The 24235-nt window shown below is 69.7% G+C and carries 14 protein-coding genes; 7 read left to right on the top strand and 7 right to left on the bottom strand.

The genetic code is table 11. The features are described 5' to 3' along the window. Positions 1–85 precede the first annotated feature (85 nt). From ACZ5IK_RS40205 to ACZ5IK_RS40190, 4 genes are read left to right on the top strand one after another with little or no spacing between them, the layout of a single operon-like run. Positions 86–3340 carry a non-ribosomal peptide synthetase gene (locus ACZ5IK_RS40205; protein WP_465492495.1) on the top strand — a complete coding sequence of 1085 codons (3255 nt, stop codon included), beginning with the start codon at positions 86–88 and terminating at the stop codon, positions 3338–3340. Then, the gene (locus ACZ5IK_RS40200) at positions 3333–4340 is read left to right on the top strand and encodes an aldo/keto reductase (protein WP_465492494.1); all 1008 of its coding nucleotides are present in this window, start codon (positions 3333–3335) and stop codon (positions 4338–4340) included. The genes ACZ5IK_RS40205 and ACZ5IK_RS40200 overlap by 8 nt, the downstream gene beginning before the upstream one ends. Positions 4341–4356: 16 nt before the next feature. Further along, entirely contained in the window at positions 4357–11136 is a 6780-nt protein-coding gene (locus ACZ5IK_RS40195; RefSeq protein WP_465492493.1) for a non-ribosomal peptide synthetase/MFS transporter, read from the top strand. 14 nt (positions 11137–11150) lie between these two features. After that, entirely contained in the window at positions 11151–12032 is an 882-nt protein-coding gene (locus ACZ5IK_RS40190) for a pyridoxal-phosphate dependent enzyme (protein WP_465492492.1), read from the top strand. 59 nt (positions 12033–12091) lie between these two features. On the opposite strand, the gene ACZ5IK_RS40185 is transcribed toward ACZ5IK_RS40190, so the two are convergent. Then, complete coding sequence (locus ACZ5IK_RS40185; RefSeq protein WP_465492491.1) at positions 12092–12997, bottom strand: Lrp/AsnC family transcriptional regulator; 906 nt, start codon at positions 12995–12997, stop codon at positions 12092–12094. Between the two features lie 212 nt (positions 12998–13209). Between ACZ5IK_RS40185 and ACZ5IK_RS40180 the strand changes: the two genes are divergently transcribed. Further along, a complete protein-coding gene (locus tag ACZ5IK_RS40180; protein ID WP_465492490.1) occupies positions 13210–14766 on the top strand; it encodes an amidohydrolase in 1557 nt (518 codons plus the stop codon). Beyond that, on the top strand, positions 14763–16052 hold the full coding sequence (locus tag ACZ5IK_RS40175) for an MFS transporter (RefSeq protein WP_465492489.1): 1290 nt from the start codon (positions 14763–14765) through the stop codon (positions 16050–16052). Before ACZ5IK_RS40180 ends, ACZ5IK_RS40175 begins: the two co-directional genes overlap by 4 nt. Here ACZ5IK_RS40175 and ACZ5IK_RS40170 read toward each other — a convergent pair. From ACZ5IK_RS40170 to ACZ5IK_RS40155, 4 genes are all read right to left on the bottom strand, one after another. Next, positions 16049–17623, bottom strand: a complete 1575-nt coding sequence (locus ACZ5IK_RS40170) for a succinic semialdehyde dehydrogenase (protein WP_465492488.1) — start codon at positions 17621–17623, stop codon at positions 16049–16051. The genes ACZ5IK_RS40175 and ACZ5IK_RS40170 overlap by 4 nt on opposite strands. A gap of 13 nt (positions 17624–17636) precedes the next feature. Continuing rightward, positions 17637–19265, bottom strand: a complete 1629-nt coding sequence (locus tag ACZ5IK_RS40165; protein WP_465492487.1) for a GMC family oxidoreductase — start codon at positions 19263–19265, stop codon at positions 17637–17639. Positions 19266–19381: 116 nt separating this feature from the next. Continuing rightward, a complete protein-coding gene (locus ACZ5IK_RS40160) occupies positions 19382–20221 on the bottom strand; it encodes an LLM class F420-dependent oxidoreductase (RefSeq protein WP_410598460.1) in 840 nt (279 codons plus the stop codon). 23 nt (positions 20222–20244) lie between these two features. Next, positions 20245–21429 carry an acyl-CoA dehydrogenase family protein gene (locus tag ACZ5IK_RS40155; RefSeq protein WP_465492486.1) on the bottom strand — a complete coding sequence of 395 codons (1185 nt, stop codon included), beginning with the start codon at positions 21427–21429 and terminating at the stop codon, positions 20245–20247. 124 nt (positions 21430–21553) lie between these two features. Here ACZ5IK_RS40155 and ACZ5IK_RS40150 point away from each other — a divergent pair, with 124 nt between their 5' ends. Next, on the top strand, positions 21554–21898 hold the full coding sequence (locus tag ACZ5IK_RS40150) for a hypothetical protein (protein ID WP_465492485.1): 345 nt from the start codon (positions 21554–21556) through the stop codon (positions 21896–21898). A 388-nt stretch (positions 21899–22286) separates the two neighbouring features. Here the strand turns inward: ACZ5IK_RS40150 and ACZ5IK_RS40145 are convergent, their stop codons facing one another. After that, positions 22287–22952, bottom strand: a complete 666-nt coding sequence (locus ACZ5IK_RS40145) for a S1 family peptidase (protein WP_465492484.1) — start codon at positions 22950–22952, stop codon at positions 22287–22289. 78 nt (positions 22953–23030) lie between these two features. Further along, positions 23031–24053 carry an LLM class flavin-dependent oxidoreductase gene (locus ACZ5IK_RS40140; RefSeq protein WP_465492483.1) on the bottom strand — a complete coding sequence of 341 codons (1023 nt, stop codon included), beginning with the start codon at positions 24051–24053 and terminating at the stop codon, positions 23031–23033. Positions 24054–24235 lie beyond the last annotated feature (182 nt).

Here is a 24235-nt window from a genome sequence, read left to right as displayed (position 1 = left end):
ATCGCGATCATCGTTCAGATCGAGTTCGGGCAAGCGTTGTCTCCTGTCCGCGTAACGGATTCCTAAGATCACTTGGTTGGGTGACATGACCCTCGGATGGGGCAGCCACCGCCGTCACGCTCCGCTCAGACCCGGGGTCCCGTTGACGGACGCGGCCGCCAAGGCACTGGCCGAAGTGGCCCGGCGACTGGACCGGGACCTCTCCCTGTTTTCCACGACCTTCGGCCGCACGGGCGTCGCCGTCCACGCCTACAACGTTTCCGACGGCTCCGCCGGACCCGTCGCGCACGCGTGGATCGGCTCCCCCGGCCTCCTGTCCGTCGAACTTCGCTGCCCGCCGGGCGATCTCTGGGAGCGCGCCGCTCCGGCCGTCGCGGAGATGCACGCCGAACTGCTGGGCGCGGTGCTGACCGATCCGGCGGTGGACCTCGGCCAGGCCGACGGGCTCTCCGCGGCCACGAAAGCGGCGGTGCTCGGCCCGCTCGCCGGGATCGAGGTCGACCACGGTCCCTCTCTCGGTGTCCCGGAGCGGATCCGCTCGGTCGCCCGGGCCACGCCGGACACCGTGGCGGTGTACGCCGCCGACGGAACGCTGACCTACGAACGGTTCCTCCGTCACGCCGACGCGCTGGCCACCCGGATCCGTGCGGTGACAAGGGAAAACGGGGCTTTGATCCCCGTGCTCGTCGCGGACGGCCTGGCGCTGCCGGTGTCCTGGGCGGCGGCGATGATCGCCGGGATCGGCTACGTGCCCGTCGATCCCCACTGGCCCGCGGACCGGATCGCGCAGGTCCTCGATCTGCTCGACGCTCCCGTGGTGCTGTGCGCCGACGTGACGGCAGTACCCGCCGCCCACCGCGATCAGGCGATCCCCGTCGACCTCGCCGAAGCCGAAGAACTCGATGACCTGCCCGGCCCGGGACCGGACGACGTCGTCTACGGCGTGTACACCTCCGGCACGACCGGGACACCCCTGTGCGCGGTGAACCTGCACCGGGGCCTGACGAACCGGCTGGTGTTCATGGACCGCTGGTTCGGCCCGCCCGCCGTCCGCGAAGTGGTCCTGCAGAACACCCGGCACACGTTCGATTCCGCGTTCTGGCAGCTCTTCTGGCCGCTGACCACCGGCGGCGCGACGGTGGTGCCCGCCGCCGGTGACCATCACGACCTGCAGCACACGATCGACCTCATCGAAGCCCACGAGGTGACCGTCACGGACTTCGTGCCCGCGGTCCTGAGCGCGCTGCTGACCCTGCTGCGACAGCGGCCGTCCACCGTCGGCAGGCTGCGTTCCCTGCGCCACCTCGTGGTCGGCGGCGAGCAGATCAACCCACTCGACGTCCACCGCCTGCGGGAACTCCTGCCAGGACTGCGGATCAGCAACGCCTACGGCCCGTCCGAAGCCTCCATCGGCATGATCTTCCACGAGGTCGAGGCCCACGACGGAGACGTCGTGCCGCTGGGGCGGCCGATCGACAACTGCGTCGCCATCGTCGTCGACGTCGACGGACGGCCGCTACCCCCTGGCGCCACCGGCGAGATCGTCATCGGCGGCGCGTGCGTCGGCATCGGCTACCACGGCGAACCAGGCCGCACCGCCGAACGTTTCTTCAGTTCCCCGAGGTCCGGCCCCATGTACCGCACCGGCGACCTCGGACACGTCGACGCCGGGGGCCGGTTCCACTTCGGCGGGCGCATCGACCATCAGCTCAAGATCGACGGGATGCGGATCGAGCCCGGCGAGATCGAGACGGCCGCTTTGACCTGCGACGGAGTGCTGCAAGCGGCGGCGCTCGTCGTGGACCGTGAACTCGTACTCGTGATCACCGGGACGGCGAGCTCCCGGGCGGTACTCTCCCACCTCCGGGGCAAGCTGCCCCGAGGCAGCCTGCCGCGGCGCGGAGTGGTCGTCGACGAGATGCCCTTGACCGCGGCGGGCAAGATCGATCGTCGACGACTGGCGACCCTGGCGGAGCGGCCCGCGGCTCCAGCCTCCGACACCGGCGCCGATCCCGTGCTCACCGTCCTGCGCACCGTGTTGCGGTACCCCGGTTTCTCCGCCGATGACGACTTCTTCGCCGCCGGTGGCAACTCGCTGCAGGCCGTCGCGGCCGTGGTCGAACTGAGCGACCGGTTCGGAGTGGACGTCGGGGTGCGCGACCTCGCCGGCCATCCCACGGCGGCCGGTCTGCGTGACCTGATCGCGCGACGCGACCGCGTTCCGGCGGCGTCGGATCTGGTCGCCGCCGACCTCGCCAGCCTCAGCACGGCGCGAACACCCTTGCGCGACAAGCGGGACCGGCCGCCGCGCACGGTCCTGCTGACCGGTGCGACGGGGTTCGTGGGTGCCCGGCTGCTGCACGAACTGCTCGTGAGCACCGATCTGACGGTGCGCTGTCTCGTCCGCGGCCGCGACGATTCCCACGCACGGCAACGTCTTCTGACCGCGCTCGACGCGCAACGGCTGGAACACGACGGCCACGCCACGCGGATCGCCGTCGTCGCCGGTGACCTCGCGAGGCCCGGTTTCGGGCTGACCGCTCCCCGGTGGCGATCCCTCGCCGAAGAGTGCGACCTGGTCGTCCACGCCGGTGCCCTGGTCAACCTGCTCTACGACTACCGCATGCACCGCGAGCCGAACGTGCTCGGCACGGCGGAGGTGATCCGCTTCGCGCGCGCCGCGGGCGGCATCCCGCTGCACTACGTCTCGACGCTCGGCGTGCTGTACGACCACGCCCTGAGCCTTGGCCGGCCGGTCGACGAGGACGTCGACATCACCTCCGTGGCCCCGCCGTCGAGCGGGTACAGCCTGTCCAAATGGGCGGGTGAGCGGCTCGTCGACGCCGCCGTCGACCTCCCGGTGACGGTGCTGCGCCTCGGCGAGGTCATGCCCGCGACGGACGTCGCCGTCCCCAATCCGGCGGCGCTGACCCACCTGCTGCTCACCGCCTTCGACCGGCTCGGAACGGTGCCCGCGGCGGCGATCCGGTCGGACTACAGCCCGGTCGACACGGTGGCGCGGATCGTCGTCGAAGCCGTCCAGGACCCGACGGTGCTGGGACGCGCCCTCCACGTCTATCGCGAGGGCAGCGTGCGGTTCGACGAGCTGCCCGTGGGCGCGGATCGGGTGTCCTGCCTGCGTTTCCTCGCCGGTCTGCGGACCGCGGCGGCGGCCGGTGACGTCGAGCTGGGTCTGCTGCTGGCGATCGTCGAGCACCGCGCCGCCGGACGCGCCTCCGACGAGAACGCCGTCCGCGAGGTGCTCGAGAACCTGTTGCAGGACAACCCGGCGCTGTTCACCACTTCCGCCACCCGGCCGAAGGAACCCGCCAGTGCTTGAGAGGAATGAGACGCGGATGCGGCAGCGCACCATGGGACGGCTCGGCTGGAAGGTCGGCGAAGTCGGCTACGGCATGTGGGGAATCGGCGGCGGTCCCGGCGGGTTCACCGGCTGGAACTACGACATCGCGCCGGACGCCCTCGACCTCGCCGTCGAACTGGGCTGCACCTTCTTCGACACCGCCTGGGTCTACGGGCGTGGCAAGTCCGAGAGCCTGCTCGGCGAACTGCGCCGCCGCCGTCCCGGCGCCGAGATGCGGCTGGCGACCAAGGTCCCGCCGCTGAATCGCGAATGGCCGCCGCGCCCGCAGGACACCCTCGAAGACGTCTTCCCCGTCGACCACGTCCTCGAATACACCCGTCGCAGCCTGGACAACCTCGGCGTCGACAAGATCGATCTCCTGCAGTTCCACGTCTGGGAGGACCGCTGGGCCACCGAACCCGGCTGGCAGCGGGTCGTCACGCGGCTCAAGGACGAAGGCCTGATCGACGGTTTCGGCATCAGCGTCAACCGCTGGGAGCCGACGAACTGTTTCGCCGCCCTCGACACCGGCCTGGTCGACGCGATCCAGGTCATCTACAACATCTTCGACCAGGCCCCCGAAGACGAACTCTTCCCCCGCGCGCTCGAAGAGGACATCGCGATCATCGCGCGGGTACCGTTCGACGAAGGATCGCTCACCGGGAACCTGAACGCAGGCACCACTTTCCCGCCCGAGGACTGGCGGGCCGTCTACTTCGGACCGGAGAACCTGCCGCCCACGATCGATCGGGTCGACGCGCTCCGGGGCCTGATCCCCGACGGTATGACCATGCCGGAACTGGCGCTGCGGTTCATCCTGCACCACCCCGCCGTCTCCGCGGTGATCCCGGGGATGCGCCGTCCCGAGCACGTGCGGTCGAACCTGGGGGTCTCCGGGTCCGCGCCGTTACCGCCGGAGCTGATCGACGCGCTGCGCGCCCATCGCTGGGACCGGAAACCCACGCACTGGTCGATGTGAATACCGAGGAGAACCGGTGACCCGAACCCACGAGCCACCACTGTCCACAGTGGATGGCGACGTCTGGTCTTCCGTGGCGGACCAGGCCGTCCGGACGCCGCATGCCGTGGCGCTCGCCGACGCCGACGGCGGGCTGGACTACGAAACCCTTGTCGGCATGGCCGCCGGGACGGCGGACAGGCTCACCGAAGCCGGGGTGCGGCCGGGAGACCTGGTCGGGATCCGGCTGCCGCGCGGCAGGGACGCGGTCGTGGCCATCCTCGCCGTGCTGCGGGCCGGAGCGGGCTACGTGCCGTTGGATCCGGCCTATCCCGAAGCCCGGCTGGCCATGATGGTCGAGGAGACCCGGCCCAGCGCGCTGATCACGGCCGGCGGGGTGTTTCCGGTCGAGGGCGGCGTACCGCGGCAAGATCCCGCGTACGTCATCTTCACCTCGGGTTCGACGGGCCGTCCGAAGGGCGTCCTGATCGGCCGCCGGTCGCTGCGTGACTTCACCGGCGCTTTCGCGGACAGGTTCGCCTTCGCCGCGGGTGACCGGATCCTGCAGTTCGCGTCGCTGAGCTTCGACACCAGCGTCGAGGAGATCTTCTGCCCGCTGATCCGGGGGGCCACCCTCGTCCTGCGCGACGACGACATGATCAGCAGGCCGGACCTGTTCTTCGAGCGCTGCGACGCGCTCGGCATCACGGTGCTGGACCTGCCGACGGCGTATTGGCACGAGCTGGTCGCCGCGCTCGACCGCGGCGAGACCTCCGTTCCGGCGGGTGTGCGCTGCGTGATCATCGGCGGGGAGACGGCACGGCCCGACGCGGTGCGCCGGTGGCAGGCCGCGGTCGGCGGCGCGACCCGGCTGTTCAACAGCTACGGGCCGACCGAGACGACGGTGGGCGCCACGGCGACGGACGTGACCGAATGGTCGGGCGACGTGGTCCCGATCGGCGTCCCGCATCCCGGGGTGACCTGCCGGATCGGTGACGACGGCGAGCTGCTGATCGGCGGCATCGGCGTGGCCGAGGGCTATCTGAACCGGCCGGAGCTGACCGCCGAACGCTTCGTGACGACACCCGGCCACGGCCGCGAATACCGCACGGGCGACCGGGTCCGCTGGTCCGGCGACGGACAGCTGGAGTTCCTCGGACGGCTCGACGATCAGGTCAAGATCCGGGGCCACCGGGTGGAACCGGCCGAGGTGGAGGCGGCCCTCCGGCAGCTCGACGACGTCACCGACGCCGTCGTCCTCGTCGACGACAAGACCGGCCGCGCCAGGCTGACCGGCCACCTGGTCACCGGCACGACCGACCTCACGGCCGTCCGGAACGCGCTCGGCGACGTCCTCCCCGCCCATCTCATCCCGGCCGTCCTGCTCCGGCATCCCCGGTTTCCGCTGACACCACAAGGAAAGATCGACAAGACCGCGCTGGCGGCGGAGGTGCCTGCCGAGCACGGCCACGACAGCGCGCTCACCGCGGACGAAAGATCCGCGGCCACGCTGTTCGACGAGATCCTCGGCGGCGCCGTCACCAGCGCGACCGACGATTTCCTTTCCCTCGGCGGTGACTCGCTGGACGCGGTCCGCCTCATCGCCGCCCTGCGCGTGCGGCACGGCGCGGAGCTGACCCTCACCCGGTGGTACGCGGATCCGACCGTCGCCGCGCTCGCCGAGGTCATCGCCGGAGCGACAGGGGCGACCGAAACCGCCGTCGCCGGACTGGCCGAGGGAGTCCCGCACCCGCTGAGCCCGATGCAACGCGACTACTGGATCGCCGAACAGCTGTGCGCCGGACTTTCCGTCTACACCTTGGGAATCCGGTACCGCTGGGCCGAAGCGGTCGACGTCGCCGTGCTGACCGCCGCCCTCGCCGAACTGTCGCGACGGCATCCGCTGCTGAGAGCGCGCTTTCCCGACGACGGCACCGAACCGAGCATGGTCATCGAGCCCGCCGCCACGATTCCGCTGACCCTCGGTGAGCCGGATCGCGACGGTATCGACTACCGAAACGGCCCGGTCGCGCACGCGTTCCTCGACGGGGACGAACTCGTCCTGATCGTGCACCACCTCGCCTTCGACGGCTGGTCCGCGGGCGTGCTCGGCCAGGAGCTCGCCGCGCTGTACTCGGGCGCCGATCTGGCACCGGCCGTCCCCGCGCCCGACCTCGCAGCCCGCGCCGCTCAAGCGAAAGCCGACCAGCCGCTCGTCTCGTACTGGCGGGACCGGTTCGACGGCGCCGATCTCGACCTCGAACTCCCCGCCGACCGGCCTCGCCCGGCCGCCCGCACCTTTGCCGCAGAGCGTGTCACCCGGCGACTCGACCCCGCTCTGCTGGATCGTTTGCGGGCGTACGCCGGTGAACAGCGGGCGAGCCTGTTCATGGTGGTCCTTACCGGTCTGCAAACCGTTCTGCGGCGGTACACCGGCCACACCGACGTCACCGTGCTGTCCCCGGTGGCGGGGCGGTCGGCGGGCGAACTGGCGTCGCTGATCGGCCCGGCGTTGAACGTCCTGCCACTGCGCGGTGACGTGTCGGGTGAGCCGTCGTTCGCCGAGCTCGTCGCGCGGGTGCGGGACGGCGTCCTGGGCGATCTGGATCACCAAGAGCTGGCGTTACCAGATCTGGTGACCACGCTGGCCGGAGCCAAGCGGTTGAGCCCAGTGATGCTGACGGTGCACAACACCCCGGCGCCCGGCGACCCGCTCCTGCGCTACGCCGGGGAGTTGCCGCCGTCCGCCACGATGGTCGATCTGGCGATCGGGCTCGATTTCCCCGACGACGGCGCAGTCCTGAACGCCGACTACGCCACCGAACTGTTCGAGGCCGCGCGAATCGAGGCGATCCTCGACCATCTGCTGACCCTGCTGGACGCGGCGACCTCCGGCACGAGCACGCCGATCACCCGGCTCCCGATGCTCACCGCCGCCGAGCGCGGCCGCATCGTGGACGACTGGAACGACGTCGTCGCCCCGATACCGGACGCGATCGCCGTGCACCGGCTGTTCGAGCGGCACGCCCTCGCGACACCCGACGCACCCGCGCTCACCGTCGGCCGCGACACCGTAAGCTACGCCGAACTCAACCACCGGGCCAACCGGCTGGCCAGGCGACTGCGCGACGAGGGCGTGCGGCCCGGCCATCGGGTGGCGATCAACCTGGACCGCGGCACCGCGCTCTTCACCGCGATGTGGGCGGTACTCAAGGCGGGCGGCGCGTACGTACCGCTGGATCCGGCCTATCCCGCCGATCGCCTTGAGTACATGCTGACCGACAGCGGACCGACGGTCGTCATCGACGCGGATTACCTCGCCGGGGATCTCCCTGACGATGACACCGACCTGCCACTGGTCACCACCGCGGACGATCCGGCGTACGTCATCTACACCTCGGGGTCCACCGGCAGGCCCAAGGGAGTCGTGGTCACGCACGGAAACCTGGTGCACGCGGCGGAGATGTGGCAGCAGGCGTACCGGCTCCGTCCTGAGTGGACATACCTGCAGGCGGCCAGTTTCTCCTTCGACATGTTCGTGGGCGAGACCCTGCGGGCGCACCTCAGCGGCGGCCGTCTGGTCGTCGCGCCCCGCGAAACGCTGCTCGATCCCGCCGATCTCCTCGCGCTGATGAAGACCGAGCGGGTGAACTGCACCGAACTCGTGCCCGCGGTGCTGCGGACGCTGCTCGACCACGCCGAAAGCAGCGGGCAGGATCTCGGGTTCGCCGATCTGCTGATCGGTGGCGGCGAGAAGTGGCACGTCAAGGAATTCCGGCTCGCGAGGCGGCTCGTCGGGCCGGGCAACCGCGTCGTCAACTCCTACGGCGTCACCGAGGTCACCGTCGACAACGTCTGCTTCGAAGGCTCTGTCGACCATCTCGCCGACGACGCGCCACTGCCCATCGGACGGCCTTTCCCGAACAACCGGGTCTACGTCCTGGACGCCCACCGTCAGCCGGTGCCCGCGGGCGTCGTCGGCGAGCTGTACCTCGGCGGTCTCGGCGTCGCCCTCGGCTATCACGAACGGCCCGAGCTGACCGCGGACCGGTTCGTGCCGGACCCGTTCGCGCCCGGCGCCCGGATGTACCGCACCGGTGACTCGGCCCGGTTCCACCTCGACGGTACGGTCGATTTCCTCGGCAGGCTCGACGATCAGGTCAAGGTCAACGGCCACCGGATCGAGCTCGGCGAGGTCGAGGCCGCCCTGGGCGCGCTGCCCGAGGTCGTGGCGTGCGCTGCCGCTCCTCATGGTACGCAGCTCGTCGGCTACGTCGTGACCCGCGACGGGTCGGACGCCGACGAAGCCGTCTACCGGGAGACGCTCGCGGCGGGCCTGCCCCCGCAGATGGTCCCCGCCCGCATCCTGACCCTGTCCGCTCTTCCGCTGTCCCCCAACGGGAAACTCGACCGGCGCGCCCTGCCCGCGCCGTCCGGTGGCGGCCCGCGGTCCACCGGGACAGTGGCGAGAACCGACACCGAGAAGCGGATCGCCACGGCATGGTCGGACGTTCTCGGGGTCACCGATCCCGGCATCGACGACAGCTTCTTCGCCCTCGGCGGCGATTCCTTCGCCGCGCTCAAGGTCGTCCGGCGGATCGAGCCCTCCCCCAGCCTGGTGGAGCTGTACCAGCACGCCACCATCCGGCGGCTGGCAGCGCATCTCGACGCGCGTTCCGGAGCCCGGCCCGCCGAACGACGGCTGCTGCACCGGCTGACCGCGACGGACGCCGACCCGGCCCGCGGTGGGCACACGGTCGTGGCGGTGCCCTACTCCGGCGGCAGCGCCGTCGCCTACCATCCGCTCGCCGACGCTCTCCCGGCAGGCTGGGCACTCCACGCGGCGGAACTCCCCGGCCACGACCGCTCCAGAGCCGATGAGGAGCTGGAGCCGATCGACGTCGTTTCCGGCCGTATCGTCGAGGAACTGCGGTCGATCAGTGGCCCGATCCTCCTTTATGGACACTGCCTCGGTGTCGCCCTCACCGTGGAGGTGGCACGACGCGCCGAAGCCGCCGGCCTGCCCGTGGCCGGGGTCGCCCTCGGCGCGGGATTCCCCACCGCGCGGCTGCCGGGGCGGTTCTTCGACTGGATCTACCGGCACGTCCCGGTGGACCGCTTCACCTCGGACCGTGAGTACCTCGCGTATCTCCGTGCCCGCGGCGGCTTCACCGACCTCGACGACGATGGGCAGAAGGCCTTCGTGCTCCGCAACGTGCGCCACGACGCGCGCGACGCCGAGGAGTACTTCACCGCCGCGTATCGAGGGAGCTTCGAGCCCCTGAAGGCACCGGTGCTCACCGTCGTCGGCGCGCGCGACCGGGTCACCGAGCACTATCGGGAACGCCGCCAGGAATGGCGGCATTTCACCGAAGGCGGCGTCGGCCTCGCCGTCCTGCCGCAGGCGGGACACTTCTTCCTCAAGAGCCACGCGGAACCGCTCGCCGAAGCGCTGGTCGAGTTCGTCTCCGAGCGGCCGGCCACCGAGGAGGCGGCGCCGGTCGCCAGCGCGGAACCCGACCTGCGCAAGTTCGCGGTGGTCGCCTTCGGCCAGCTGCTGTCGATGGTCGGCAGCGGGCTGAGCACCCTGGTGCTGAGCATCTGGGTGTTCCAGCAGACCGGCTCGATCACGTCGTTCGCCATGGTCAGCGCGATCGGCCTGCTGCCCGGCATCGTGGCCGGACCGCTCGCCGGCGCCGTCGCCGACCGATGGGACCGGCGCAGGGTCATGCTGGTGAGCGACAGCATGGCGGGGCTGTCGATGGCGGCGCTGGCCTTCTTGATGCTGTCGGACGGCCTGCATCTCTGGCACGTCTATCTGGCCGTGACGGTGACTTCGGTGGCAGGCGCGTTCCAGCGGCCCGCCTATCTCGCGGCCGTCGCCCAGCTGGTCCCGAAGCGCTATCTCGGTCACGCCAGCGGAATCGGGCAACTCGGCGTCGGCGTCGGGCTGGTGTTCTCCCCCATGCTCGGCGCCGCGCTGATCGGTCCGATCGGGATCAGCGGCGTGCTGCTCGTCGACATGGGCACGTTCGCCGCCGGTGCGCTCACCCTGCTGTTCGTCCGCTTCCCGAACCTCTTGTTCCGGCGGCGCGAGGAGAACTTCCGCACCGAGATCCGGACCGGCTGGCAGTTCATCACCCGCCGTCCAGGCCTGCGTGCCGCCCTCCGGTTCTTCGTCATCGACCACGTCTTCTACACCCTGGGCTTCGCCGTGATCACGCCGATGCTGCTGGTGGAACAACCCGCCTCGGTGCTGGGCGTAGCGCTGGGCGCGGGCGGCGTCGGCGCGCTCGCGGGCAGCGTCGTGATGGGTCTCTGGGGCGGGACCACCCGGCGCAGCCACGGAATGCTCATCGCGATGGGCGTCGGCAGCGTCGCGATGATCCTCGTCGGCCTCACCACCTCGCCCGCGCTGATCATCGCCGGCATGTTCCTCGTCGGCTTCGGCGAATCCCTCGCCGACGGCCACTGGATCGCGATCATCCAGGGCAAGGTCAACCTCGAACTGCAGGGCCGGGTCCTCTCCCTGTTCATCACCCTGATGATGCTGACCATGCCGCTGGGCTACCTCGTCGTCGGCCCGCTGGCCGAGCGGTTCGTCCAGCCACTGCTGGATTCCCCGGGCCGTGGACTCGCCCTGCTGATCGTCCTCAGTGGACTGCTGCAGCTGGCATGGGCCGTCCGCGGCTGGCTCAACCCCCGGCTACGGCTGATCGAAGACGAACTGCCCGACGCCGTCCCGCCCGCGAACATCGGCACACGCGACGACCTGCAGCGCGAGGCCGACGAACTGCTCGCTGCCCACACTCGGTGAAGGGGAACGGTCCCGTGCTGTCTCGGACTTCCATTCTCGTCCCCGCGGACGACCTGCTGCCGGGAATCCGCGTGTTCCTCGCGGACGAGACCCACTACCCCTCCGGCAGCCACAAGGAACCCGCCGCCCACGCGATCGTGGCCCGCGCGATCGCCGAAGGCCACGATCGGGTCGTCGTGGGCTCCTGCGGCAGCTACGGACGCGCGATGGCGACCGCCTGCGCCGCGGCGGACCTGCGCTGCACCGTCGTCCTGCCCGCCGACTGGGGCGACGGTGGCGCCTTCGCCGCCGCGACCGGGGCCGACGTCCACTTCGTCCCGGGCGGCTACGAAGACGCCGTCGAGGAGTCACACCGCCTGGCTCACTCGAAAGGCGCGATGGACGGCAACGTCGACGGACCGTACAAGGACGTGATCCTCGAAGGGCACGGTCACGTCGTCGACGCCCTGCACCGGGAGCTCGGCCCCGCCCCGGCGTCCCTGTGGATCCCGGTCGGCAACGGCACGACACTCGTCGCCGCTTATCGGCGACTGCGCGCGCTCGGCTGGCCGGTGGCCCTTCACGGCGTCGGCTCCCCCGGCAACAACCCGATCGTGACCAGCTGGCCGGGACCGTACCGAGTACTGCCACGCGACGCCGTCGTCACGACCGAGCACAACGAGCCCCTGGTGAACTGGCACGCCCTGCACGGCCCCGACGCGCTGGCCGCGATCGACGGCTCCGGCGGCGCGGCGCACGCCGTGGACGACGACGAACTCCTTGCCGCACAGGCTCTTTTGGCGCGGTATGGGGTGCGGCCCACGGCGGCGGGTTCGGCCGCGGTGGCCGGGCTGATGGCTCAGGCGCGGAGGGGTTCGGTCAGAGGGAATCAGATCGTTCTGTTGAGTGGTCGGTGAGGTTGGGGCGAGTCGCGCGGTCCTCCGCGGCTCAGTGTTCGGAAGACCCTGGACAACGACTAACGCCGCGCGAGCTCCTCCGCGGTCGGCAAGGGCCACTCGTAGCGTTCCTTGGCGATGCGGAGGTGGACCCACGTTTCCGCCGTCACCACGTCGGGCCTGCCGCTGATCTCCTCGAGTGTCCGGTCGAGGTCTCGGGCGGACTGCGCCGCGATGGTGACGACGACGTCGAACCGGCCGATCGTCCTGGCGAGGAACTCGGTGTCTTCGCGCGCGGCGAGTGCGGCGGTCACGGCGTCCCCGGCGCCCCGCACGTTCAGGCCGATCCCGCAGACCAGGCCGGCGTCCGGGCGGGCACGGCTGAGCACCGGCGCGATCCGGATGACGTCGTGCTCGACGAGGTACCGCACGCGGGTGCGGGTGGCCGACGGCGACAGCCCGACGTGTTCGGCCATGCGCGCGAAACTCTCCCGCCCGTCGGCCTGCAACCGCAGCATGATCGCGAGATCGCGGTCGTCCAGCCGCAGCCAGGGCGGCAGCGGGCGGCCCGGCATGAACAGGCCTTTGACCACGTCCACGTAGAGGAGGGTGTTGACCTGCTCCACCTCCGGCAGGCCCCGGATGTCCGCCACCGTGCGGTAAAGCTCCGGGGAGTCGGGCAGGCGCAGCTCGGCGACGGTCTGGTACTCCCCGCTCACCGCGGAAACGAACGCCGCGGCCGGTAGCGCCGCGATGGCGTCCGTCGTCGCCTGGGACCGGCCGGACGTGCGGATCGCGAGGTGCGCGTACGCGGTCAGGCCGAGGAACTCGGGATGGACCGCCGCGACCACGTTGAGCGAACCGTCGGCCTTCAACTGCTCCAGGCGGGCCGAGACGGCCGAGCGTGACGCGCCGAGGCGTTTGGCCAGATCGGCCACGCTCATCCGGCCGTCCGCGCGCAAAGCCGCGACCAAGGCGTCGTCCACGGCAGTTTCTCCTCCGCTGAGTTTCCGCCGACCAACGGAAACATATCACTCGTCTCAACCCACCCAGCGCAGCGTGAATAAAGGGTTCTGACCTTCGGCGATGACATATCGATCGTGAGCACTGTCCGTGTGCGAGTGATCTGATTGCGTTCGGCCGCTCTCCTCGCTTACCTTCGCCCCACTTCACCGCCGAATCCCAGGAGTCCGCCGCGGTGCTCGTGTTCGGCGAGGAGATCGCCGCGGTCGGTTCAGTGGACGAATGCCGCGCCCGCGCGGCCGGGCTCGGTCATCCCTCGCCGGAGGTGCGGCGGCTGCCGGGCACGCTCCTGCCCGGGTTCGTCGATCCGCACGCGCATCCCCTGATGTACGGGCAGATGATGACCTGGGTGGACTGCGGTCCCGAGCGGGCGTCGACCATCCCGGCCATCGTCGCGCTGCTGCGCGAGGCGGCCGAGAGCACTCCGGCGGGCAGGCCTGTCCGAGGTTACGGCTACGAGCACCGCAATCTCGCCGAGAAACGCCATCCCCGCAAGGAGGAACTCGACGCCGTCGCCGAAGACCGCGAGGTCTACCTCATGAACGCCAGCGGGCACGGCGGCGTGGTGAACAGCTTCACGTTGCGGCGCAACGGCATCACCCGCGACACCCCGGATCCCGACGGCGGGGTGTTCTTCCGGGACGGGCACGGCGAACTCACCGGGGAACTCTCGGACGCGGCGTGCAACATCCTCACCGGCGTCACCGGCGTGAAGGTCGGGCGGCACGGGCCGAACTTCCACCTCGAAGACGAGCCGGAGGAACACGCTCGCCAGCTGGCCGCCGCGCAGGAGAAGTTCCTCGCCGCCGGGGTGACCGCGATCGGCGACGCCCAGGTCACCCGCCGCGAGTTCGACATGTACCTGCGGCTGGACGAGGCCGGGCAGCTCAAGACCCGCGTGCACATGTACCTGCTGTCGCACCTGCTCGACCAGAGCCTCGAAATGGGCCTGCACGGGGCTTTCGGCACTCCCCGCCTTTCCTTCGCGGGGATCAAGTTCTACGCCGACGGCACGCTCGGCGGGTGGACCGCGTACTTCCCGGACGGCTACGTCGGCGATCCGTGCCGCACCGGGCAGCTCTACCACGATCCCGCGGACTACGCGGCGCTGATCGACAAGGCGCACGAGGCCGGGCTCCAGACCGCGACCCACGCCCAGTCCCCCGACGCGATCGGCATGGTGCTCGACGCCATCGAGGAAGCGCAGCGGCGGAATCCCCGGCCCGACGCCCGGCACCGCATCGAGCACTGCGGGCTGCCGTCGCCGGCGCAGATCGAGCGGATGGCCGCGCTCGGCGTCCACCCGGTCAACCAGCCGCAGCACTACTACAACTGGGGCGAAGGCGTCACCGACGCCGTCGGCACCCCCGGGGAGCGGTTCAACCCCCTCGGCGAGTTCCAGGCGGCGGGCGTGCCGGTGACGCTGAGCTCGGACGCCCCGGTCGCGGAACCGAACCCGCTCGAAGCCATCCAGACCGCGGTGACCAGGACGACCCGGCGTGGCCACCGGCTCGGCGGCGGCGACCTGCTGATCGACGTCCGGTCGGCCGTCGCCGCGCATACGATCGCCGGCGCCCGGGTGCTCGGCCGCGAGCGCGACCTGGGCTCCATCACGCCCGGTAAACGCGCCGATTTCGTGCTGCTGAGCGAGAATCCCCTGACCAGCGAGCCGAGCCGGATCGCCGGAATCCGCGTGCTGGAAACCTGGATCGACGGCGAGGTGGCCCGATGACCGTCCGAACCGACGCCCAGTCACTCCGGCGGGCCCGCCGGGCCGGGCTCGCGGCCTTCGTCGGGACCACGATCGAGTGGTACGACTTTTACGTCTACGCCACGGCCGCCAGCCTGGTCTTCGGCACCGTGTTCTTCCCCGAAACCGGCGACAGGCTGACAGGGGTCGCGGCGGCCTTCGCGACGTACGCGGTCGGCTTCTTCGCCCGGCCGCTCGGTGGCATCGTGTTCGGGCACATCGGTGACCGGGTCGGCCGCAAGACCGCGCTCGTGGTGACCCTCACGATGATGGGCGCGGCGACCTTCCTGGTCGGCTGCCTGCCCGGGTACGCCCAGATCGGCACGTGGGCGCCCATCCTGCTCGTGGTGCTCAGGTTCGTCCAAGGGCTCGCCGTCGGCGGCGAGTGGGGCGGCGCGGTGCTCATGGCCGTCGAGCACGCGCCGCCGGGCAAGAAGACCTTCTACGGCGCCTTCGCGCAGGCGGGGAACCCCGCGGGCGCGTTGCTGGCCACCGGCCTGTTCAGTCTGCTGAGCACCGGTGGCACCGAATGGCTGAGCACGGTGGGCTGGCGGATCCCCTTCTTCGCGTCCGTGCTGCTCATCGGGGTCGGGCTCGTCGTGCGCCTGAAGGTCGAAGAGTCACCGGTCTTCGAGGAAAGCACCGAGGAAACCGGCGTCCCGCTCCTGTACGCGGTCCGGACGAACTGGAAGCCGATCCTGCTCGGCATCTGCGTCCTGCCCGTCGCCGTCGGCGGCTACTACCTCGTCACCACCTTCGCGACGGCGTACGCGACCGACCCCGCTGTCGGCGTCTCCGAATCGCTCGTGCTCAACGCGCTCACCATCGCCGCCTTCGTGGAACTGGTCGTCAGCTTCGGCGCGGCCTGGCTCGGCGACCGGTTCGGCCGGGTGCGGGTGGTCGTCATCGGCCTCGTCGGCGTCGCCTTGCTCGCGGCTCCGCAGTTCTTGGTGCTCTCGACGAAGAACGCGGCGTTGATCATCGCGGCGTTCGTGGCGATGCGCCTGGCGATGACGGCGACCTACAGCCCGATCGCGGCCATCCTGTCGCAGATGTTCCGCCCGCGGGCCCGGTACACCAGCATCTCGCTGTCCTACCAGCTGGCGGGCGCGCTCTTCGGCGGTCTCTCGCCGCTGGTGTCGACGCTGCTGTTCCAGGCGACCGGCAGTGTCTGGCCCGCGATCGGCCTGCTGATCGGCATGTGCGTGCTCAGCATCGCCTGTGTGCTGGCCGCTCCCCAGCAAACCGACGTATCGGACACTGTCTAGCGGATACGAAGGCGCCGCATGAGTTTCAGCCCGGAAAGCATCCCTTCGACGTACTTCTCGTAGGTCTGGCCGCCACGGGGACCCATGACCTGTTTCTTGAGCACCGCCAGGTTCTTGACGTCGGTGTACTTGAGCAGGCCCTGGTCCCCGTGGCGGGCGCCGACGCCCGAACTCTTGACGCCGCCCGACGGTGTTCCTTTGGCGGCGTACGCGGTGGCCAGGATGTCGTTGATGTTGACGTTGCCGGACTCGATCCGCGACGCCACCGCACGGGCGGCGCCGACGTCACGGCCCCAGACCGAGGCGTTGAGGCCGTATTCGGTGTCGTTGGCGAGCGCGACGGCCTCGTCGACGGTGCGGTACTTGTGCAGTGCGACAACGGGTCCGAAGGTTTCGGTGACGCCGCAGAGCATGTCCTTCGTGACGCCCTCGAGGATCGTCGGTTCGAAGAACGCCGGGCCGAGGTCGGGCCGGGGCTTTCCTCCACAAAGGACTGTCACCCCCTTGGCCACGGCGTCGTCGACGTGCGACTTCACCCGGCTCAGGTGGTCCGGGGAGACGAGCGAGCCCATGTCGGGGCCGAAGTCGTAGGCGGCACGGACGTCGAGCGCCTCGGTCTTGGCCACATAAGCGTTCTTGAACTCGTCGTAGCGGGATTCCGGCAGGTAGATCCGCTCGATGTGCATGCAGATCTGTCCCGTGTTGCCGAACGCCCCGAAGATCGCGCCCTGCACGGCCTCGTCCAGGTCGGCGTCTTCGAGCACGATCATCGGGTTCTTGCCGCCGAGTTCGAGGCAGCAGCCGATGAGGTTGCGGCCCGCGCGCTCGCCGATCACCCGGCCGGTGGCCGTGGAACCGGTGAACATCACGTAGTTCGCCTGGTCGATGAGCGTGGGGCCGACGTCCGGGCCCTCACCGCACACCACCTGGAACAGGCCCTTCGGCAGCCCGGCCTTCTCCAGCAGCTCGACGCCGTAGAGCGGGGAAAGCGCCGTCTTGTTGTCAGGCTTCAACACGACCGCGTTCCCGGCCATCAACGCCGGGATGGCGTCGGAGATGCCGGTGGCGAACGGGAAGTTCCACGGCGCGATGATGCCGACCACGCCCTTGGGCTGCCGGATCTCGGTCGACGTCGTCAGGAACGGGACCGGGCCGCCACGTTTGGTCGGTGCCAGCAGTTTGGCGGCCCGCGTGAGGTAATGGCTCATCACCATCGCCGGGTCGCAGGTCTCCTCGATCGCCATCCGGCGGTTCTTGCCGCTCTCGGCCTGGATGAGGTCGGTGACGATCGGCGCGTTGTCGACGAAAAGCGTGTGCGCCCGCTTGAACACCTCCAGCCGCTGTTTGAGCGGCGTCGCGGCCCATTTCTCCTGCGCGGCGCGCGCGGTGACGAACGCCTGCTCGATGTCGGCGGGCGGCGACTGAGGCAGTTCGACGAGCACGTCACCGGTGTAGACCTCTGTGAGCTTCCAGGTCGCGCCGGACGACCCCGGCACCCGGGCGACGAGCCGCCGCAGGAACGCGTCGGTCACCGACGCCGGACGGGTGAGCGCGAGCGGTGTGACGGTCATGGCCCTCTTTCCGTCAGTTGTCCGACAAGACGAGCTGCGCGCCCATCTCGCCGATCATGATGGCGGGCGCGTTGGTGTTGCCGCCGGTGATCGACGGCATGATCGAGGCGTCGCAGACCCGCAGGCCTTCGACCCCGCGGACCTTGAGGTCGGGACCGACGACCGCGAGTTCGTCGACGCCCATCCGGCAGGTCCCGACGCCGTGGTACACCGAGGTCGCGCGATTCAGGATCGCGTCGCGCAATTCCTGGCCCCGCAACCCCTTGCCCGGGTGGAGCTCTTCCTTGATCGAGCCGTTGAACGCCCCCGAGGCGAAGATCTCGCGGACCAGCTCCGAGCCCTCGCCGAGCACTTCGAGATCGGCGGGATCGGACAGGTATTGGAAGTCGATGAGCGGCGCCGCCGTGGGATCGGCCGAGGCGAGGCGCAGGGTTCCGCGGCTCTTCGGATAGATCAGCGTGGTCAGCACGGTGAGCGCGGGCCGCTTGTCGACGTCGTGCCGGATCGGCGCGTCCTGGTTGGGCGTCACGTACGCCCACGGCAGGAGATGCAGCTGGAGGTCGGGGACCTCGGTGGCCTGGGACGTCTTGAGGAAGGCGACAGCCTCGAAGACCGAGTTCGCCAGGAAGGTCGTACCAGGCCGCATCAGCTCCTTGACGAGGCCGCTCGCGAAGTACGGGGGCGTGCCCTTGTTCTTGCTCGACGACGCACGGAAGGTCAGCGCGTGGAACATGTGATCGTGCAGGTTGTCGCCGACCGGCAGGTCCGCGAGCACGTCGATGCCGTGCTCCCTCAGGTGCTCGGCGTGGCCGATCCCGGACAGCATCAACAGCTGCGCGGAGCCGACGAAGCCCGCCGAGAGGATGACCTCCTTGCCGGCGCGCAGGGTGCGGCGGCTCCCGTCCGCGTCGACGACCTCGACGCCGACCGCGCGGCCGTTCTCGATGAGTACCTTCTTCGCCAGCACCCCGGACTGGACCTGCAGTGTCGCGGGCGCGAGATGATGGATGTAGCCGCGCGAGGCGCTGTAGCGCAGGCCGTCGGCGGCGTTCTGCTGCATCCGGCTGACGCCCTCTTGCGACTCGGCGTTGTAGTCGTCGAGGATCTCGCAGCCGATCGCGGCGGCGGTCGCCTCGAGGAACTGGAGCGTGCCCTCCTGCGGGATCTTGTTGCGGGTGACCCGGATCGGCCCGCCCGCGCCCCGGAACTCGCTCTCGCCGTCCTCGAAGTCCTCCATCCGCTTGTAGGCGGCGTTGACGCTGTCGGCGTCCCAGCCCTTGTTGCCCTCGGCCGCCCAGGAGTCGAAGTTGGCGCGGTTGCCGCGGACGTAGACCATCCCGTTGATGGAACTGGAGCCGCCGACCACCTTGCCGCGCGGCACCGGCATCCGGCGATCGAGAACGTGTTTCTGTGGCACCGAGTAGTAGCCCCAGTCGAAGGGCTTCTTGAGCTGGGGCACCGCGTGCATCGGGCCGACCAGGCCCGGCTTCTTGACGAGCAGCTTCTCGTCGCTCTTGCCCGCCTCGAGCACGATCACGCTGGCACCGGACTCCGCCAGCCTGCCCGCGATCGCGGCCCCCGAGCTACCCGATCCGACGACCACGTAGTCGGCTTCGTCGCCGCGCGGCGCCTTGTTCGCCATTTCCGCTCCTCGGTCCGCCCGCCGTCCAGAACTATAACCTGTTCTAGTTCCGTCACCGTATAGCGAGACCGGCCGGTTCCGCAACGCCCCGGCCGTGAGCCGGGGCGTCGCGGCCGTCAGCGCAGGGGCTCGAGCGCCTTCGCCAGCGGCTCCAGAACGGCGGGGGTGTGCGGCGGCGGCAGGTAGATGATCGCCAGGTCGAGCCCGGCCTCGCCGAGGGCTTCGGCTTCCGCGGCGACCTTGGCGTAGTCACCGTCCGCACCGAGGCGGACGTGCGAGGACAAGGTGATCTCGCCCGGGTCCCGGCCGATGTCCGCGCAGTGACGGTGCAGCACCTCGCGCTTGTGCGCGAACTCCTCCGGCGTGCCACCGACGAAATTCCAGTGCTGGGCGTACTTCGCGGCCGTGCGCAAGGTCCGCTTCTCGCCGCTGCCTCCGATGCAGATGGGCGGATGCGGCTTCTGCACGCCCTTCGGTTCACAGCGGGCGTCGGTCAGCTGGTAGTGCTCACCCTGGAACGTGGTGGTCTCCTGGGTCAGCAGTCCGACGAGGACCTCGCAGCCCTCCTCGAACCGGTCACTCCGCGCTTTGATCGTGCCGAGCTCCATGCCGTACGCGCCGGATTCCTCTTCGTTCCAGCCCGCGCCGATCCCGATCTCCAAGCGGCCACCGGAAACGATGTCGAGCGTCGCGGCCATGTTCGCGAGCAGCGCCGGGTGGCGATAATGGATCCCGCTGACCAGCGTGCCCAGCCGGAGCCGTTTCGTGGCCTGTGCGAGCGCGGTGAGGGTCACCCACCCTTCCAGGCACGGACCGGTCGAATCCGAAAAAATGGGATAGAAGTGATCGAAGGTCCAGCCGGATTCGAAGAGTTCGATCTCGTCCGCGGCCTGCCAGACGGCGAGCATGTCGGACCAAACGGTGTCCTGGGGTGAGGTTTTGATGGCGAATCGCATGATCTTGATCGTAAACCTGGAGTTCATCCAGGGGCGCCCGCTTTTTTCGCGGTCCGCACCAGGCCGCCGCCGATGATCAAGCGCTGGATCTCGCTGGTTCCTTCGTAAAGCCGCATGAGCCGGACATCGCGGTAAATACGCTCGACCGGGACCTCGCGCATATAGCCGCTGCCGCCGTGGACTTGCACCGCGAGATCCGCGGCCTTGCCTGCCATCTCGGTGCAGAACAGCTTCGCCGCCGACGGCGCGATCCGGCGATCCTCACCGGTCACGTAGAGCCGGGCGGCCTCACGGGCGAGCGCGCGTCCGGCGAGGACGCCGGTCTGCTGGTCGGCGAGCATCGCCTGCACCAGCTGGAAATCCCCGATCGGCGTGCCACCCTGGGTCGCCGTCGCCGCGTAGGAAACCGACTCGTCGAGCGCCCGCTGCGCGGCCCCGACCGCCAGCCCCGCCATGTGGATCCGGCCGCGCGCCAGCGAGGTCATCGCCGCCTTGTAGCCGACGTCGCCATCCCCGCCGACCAGCGCCTCCGGGCCGACGCGGACCTGCGAGAACGTGACGTCTGCGGTCCGCGAACCCTCCTGCCCCATCTTCGCGTCCTTCGCGCCGACCTGGATCCCCGGCGCGTCGGCGGGCACGAGGAACACCGCGATCCCCGTCCCGGACTCGGACGCGGGCTTCGTCCGCGCGAACACCACGAACAACCCGGCCTCGGTCGCGTTCGTGATGAACTGCTTGCCACCGTCGAGGATCCAGCCGTCGCCGTCCGGTTTCGCGCTGGTCCGCAGTCCGGCCGGGTTGGAGCCGGCACCCGGCTCCGTGAGCGCGAAGGACGCCACGACGTCGCCGGACGCGATGCCGGGCAGCCACCTGGCCTGCTGCTCCTCGGTGCCGAATCCGACCAGGACCTGCCCTGCGATGCCGTTGTTCGTGCCGAACATCGACCGCAGCGCCAAGGACGTGTACCCCAGCGCCATCGCCACCTCGACGTCCTGGACGAGGTCGAGCCCGAGGCCGCCCCACTCCTGCGGGATCGCGTAGCCGAACAACCCCATCTCCTCGGCCTGCGCCCGCAGGTCGGCGGGGATCGCGTCCGTGTTCATGATCTCGAGCTCGCGAGGCATCACGCGGGTGCGCACGAAGTCGTTGATCTGGCCGAGGACGTCCGCGAAGACGTCGTCAGGGACGTCGGGGTTGCCGATGTACATGCCTCACACTATCGATCACCGACCGAGACCGGTCCACCCACGATCAGGTCGAGCACCGGCACCGGCGAGTGGACGTGGCCGTGACGCCTACCGGAGTTCTCGATGATCGTTTTACCGTCGTCCCATGCGTACACGTACCGCATTCCTCGCCATGACCAGTGCCGTCGCCCTGTGTTTCTCGATTCCGGCGGTGGCCTCCGCGGCCGAAGGGGAATTCACCTACCGCTACTACGACGAAGACGAAGAGATCCAGATCGGCACCCTGGTGGACCCGCCCAGCGGCGAATGCATCGAAATCCCCGAAATAGCCGACTGGGACGTCGACGCGTTCCGTCCGCGCAATGACACCGACTCACGCGCGGTGGTCTTCCTGGACGACGACTGCAAGAGCGACTCCTACTTTTCGCTCCGCCCCAACGGTGGCCGTGGTTCCGACAGGCTTCTCCTGCGCTCGGTGATCTTCAGCTAGTACTCGCTGGCCTATCCGGAGCCGGACCGGATCGCTGGACGGCACCCGGCCCCGGCGGCAGGACGTCGCGGAGCAGGTTTTCTGGCAGAGCGCCTGGGATCGCTTCTACCGCGTCGGCACCTTCGGCATCGACAGGGTCGCCCTGGAACAGCGCGCGGGCGGCAACCCGAGCTGGAACGTGGGTGTCGGCTACCGGCGGATCCTGGCGAAAGCGCCCCGCATCTCCCCGGATCCGGCCGCGGCCGGCTATCTCGCCCGATTCGGGCCACCGCTGGGACGCACCCCATTCCCGGTGCTGACCATGCACACCGTCGCCAACGGCGCCGCGCTCAACGCCGACGCCGGCAGACTCACCCCGGAACACCAGACGATCTTCGACGCCGTCAGCCTAGGTCCCGGCGAGGATCGTCAGCCTGTAGGCGGACAGGACACGGTTGACCGGAAAGAAGTAGCTGGAGCCACCGGAAGAGCAGTTGCCACTGCCGCCGATCAGCACCCCCTGCGCCTGCGTCCCACTGACGAACGGCCCGCCGTTGTCACCGGGCTCGGCGCAGACGGAGGTACGGGTCAAGCCGGTCAAAGTGCCCTCGGGGAAGGTGATCGACACGTTCTTGGCCAGAATGGTCCCGCACCGCCAGCCGGTGGTCGAACCGTACTTGCACACCGAGGCGCCGACCGGTGCTTCGACCGCACCGCCGATCGTCACCCGGCTGTCGACGGGCGGAATCGACGCGACCAGCCGCCAGTCGGTCGTATTGGTCACGCGGATGACGATCGCGCCGGTCGGCGGGATCTGGGCCGCCGCGACGACTCCGACCACGCGGCCCGCGCTGCGGATGGTGTCGCCGGGCCTGCCGCAAGCGGAACTCGCGATCAGATAGCCGACGTTGCCCGAAACCGCGGCGAATCCAGCGGTACACCGGGACGAGGCGCTGGATTGCAGCACGCTCCCGCCGCCGAGCGGGGCGGGAGCGGCCGCTTGCGCGGTGGGCGGCAAGGCCAGGCAGAAGGCCAGGACCAGGCCGAGCAGAATACGGACTCGGGGCAGCCTCATGGGACCCTCCGATGGCCGGGGAATGTTTCGATCCTAGTCAGGCCCGGCGCCCCTGCCCATCGGCCGAATCGCGCATTCTCAGCGCCAGCCGAGCTCCGGCGCCACGTGCGTGAGGATGCTCTCCAGCACGTGCGCGTTGTACTCGACCCCGAGCTGGTTCGGGATGGTCAGCAGCAGGGTGTCCGCGGCCTGGATCGCCTCGTCGGCCTTGAGTTCGCGCACCAGCTCGTCCGGCTCGGCGGCATAGGAACGCCCGAAGATCGCCCTGGTCGTCTCGTCGATCATGCCGACCTGATCACGCGAGTCGCGGTCGCGGCCGAAGTAGGCACGGTCGCGGTCGTTGGTCAGCGCGAAAATGCTGCGGCTGACCGACACCCGCGGCTCGCGCGCGTGACCGGCTTCCTTCCAAGCCTCGCGGTAAGCCTCGATCTGCTTGCGCTGCTGGACGTGCAGCGGCTCACCCGTCTCGTCATCCTTGAGCGTCGAACTTTGCAAGTTCATGCCCTGGTGGGCGGCCCACACACCGGTCGCGTTGGAGCTGGAACCCCACCAGATGCGCTCGCGCAACCCCTCGGAGTACGGCTCGAGCCGAAGCAGCCCGGGCGGATTCGCGAACATCGGGCGCGGGTTCGGCTGCGCGAAGCCCTCTCCGTCAAGCAGCTTCAGGAAGACCTCGGCGCGCTGCCGGGCCATGTCCGCGGCCGTCTCCCCCTCCGCGGGCCCGTACCCGAAGTACCGCCAGCCGTCGATCACCTGCTCCGGGGATCCACGGCTGACACCGAGCTGGAGCCTGCCGTTGGAAATGAGGTCGGCGGCGCCCGCCTCCTCGGCCATGTACATCGGGTTCTCGTACCGCATGTCGATCACGCCGGTACCGATCTCGATCTTCGAGGTCCGGGCACCGATCGCCGAAAGCAACGGGAACGGACTGCCGGCCTGTCGCGCGAAGTGATGTACGCGGAAGTACGCGCCGTCCACGCCGAGCTCCTCGGCGGCGACGGCCAGGTCGATCGACTGATGCAGGAAGTCGGCGGCGGAACGGGTCTCGGAGTGCGCGCTCGGCGACCAGTGGCCGAACGAGAGGAAACCAATCTTCTTCACGGACGTGTAAGCGCTGGGTGACCGGGTTTGATTCCCTCGGCATCGACGGCCTGCCTTGAGCGACTGTCACTCAATGTCACACGCTGCTCACATCTCGCATTTACGGCCGCTGACCTGCGGACTCACGCGCGATGGCCACCCAGGATGGGGTCGAGAACCTGTCGGACGGTAACCGATTATGG

This window comes from Amycolatopsis sp. NPDC031561 (assembly GCF_055580625.1).
This window is presented reverse-complemented; position numbering and strand designations above follow the sequence as displayed.

Coding starts and splice junctions, on each gene's coding strand:
- ACZ5IK_RS40205 (WP_465492495.1), top strand. CDS start 86: ATGACCCTCGGATGGGGCAGCCACCGCCGTCACGCTCCGCTCAGACCC.
- ACZ5IK_RS40175 (WP_465492489.1), top strand. CDS start 14,763: ATGACCGTCCGAACCGACGCCCAGTCACTCCGGCGGGCCCGCCGGGCC.
- ACZ5IK_RS40170 (WP_465492488.1), bottom strand. CDS start 17,623: ATGACCGTCACACCGCTCGCGCTCACCCGTCCGGCGTCGGTGACCGAC.
- ACZ5IK_RS40165 (WP_465492487.1), bottom strand. CDS start 19,265: ATGGCGAACAAGGCGCCGCGCGGCGACGAAGCCGACTACGTGGTCGTC.
- ACZ5IK_RS40160 (WP_410598460.1), bottom strand. CDS start 20,221: ATGCGATTCGCCATCAAAACCTCACCCCAGGACACCGTTTGGTCCGAC.
- ACZ5IK_RS40155 (WP_465492486.1), bottom strand. CDS start 21,429: ATGTACATCGGCAACCCCGACGTCCCTGACGACGTCTTCGCGGACGTC.
- ACZ5IK_RS40150 (WP_465492485.1), top strand. CDS start 21,554: ATGCGTACACGTACCGCATTCCTCGCCATGACCAGTGCCGTCGCCCTG.
- ACZ5IK_RS40145 (WP_465492484.1), bottom strand. CDS start 22,952: ATGAGGCTGCCCCGAGTCCGTATTCTGCTCGGCCTGGTCCTGGCCTTC.